Annotated in this window: 1 pseudogene; it reads right to left on the bottom strand. The window is 47.8% G+C overall.

From position 1 onward, the window contains the following. Nucleotides 1–804, bottom strand: a pseudogene (locus R8O11_RS26650) (hypothetical protein); the annotation flags it as partial.

Here is an 804-nt window from a genome sequence, read left to right as displayed (position 1 = left end):
ACTTTGTCTAAGATTCGTTGAGAAACGCTAGACTCTGTTTCTGCAATCTTAGCGATCACCTCTTCCGCTTTTACGTCTTCCGGTGCGGTTCGATATGATTTATCAACCTCGGCAAAGATGCCTTTCAAAGAGTTAACGTTTCGTAGGCTGTTGACCTTCTTGGTTAACTGCGCTTGTTGAGCAACGTCTAGGTTTGCGTATAGGCCATTGTGAGCAATAAACTCATGGCGCAAAGTGCGGCGAACGTCAGCAACGTTTTCCAAGTTTTCTGCCACCAGCACAACACGGTTATCACCGGACAACCATGCGCCTTTAACAATCGCATTGGATTCAGTTTCAACCAGTTCATGCAGATCAGTCGCGACTTGGTGATCGATGTCTTGCAGCTGCGCAATACGGAAGATGATTTCATCATGGTAGTCTTGCGGCAGATGTTTCAGCACGGCAGATGAGCTATCCGCTGGCAGATAAGCCAAGAAAATGGCTTGCATCTGCGGGTGCTCGTTGACGATAAATCGCGCCAGCGTTTCAGCCTCTACCCATTGCAGACGCTGCATGTTGTTGCGAATTTCGTCACCGTACAGGTTGTTCAACAAACCTTTAGCAAGATCATTGCCGAGCGCCTTACGCAAGGTGTTCGACAAGTACTCTTTCGATGCACCACGAATACCACTGTGCTCACGAAAATCTTCAAAAAAGTTTTGAATCACGCCGCGTGCTGAATCACTTTTTATGCCATTCAGTTTCGCCATTGCGCGAGTCACACGCTGTGTTTCATCGCGGGTGAAATGCTGCAACACTTTG

This window comes from Vibrio sp. 1288 (assembly GCF_033344475.1).
The sequence above is the reverse complement of the archived record's forward strand: the minus strand, read 5'-3'. Positions and strand labels throughout refer to the sequence as shown.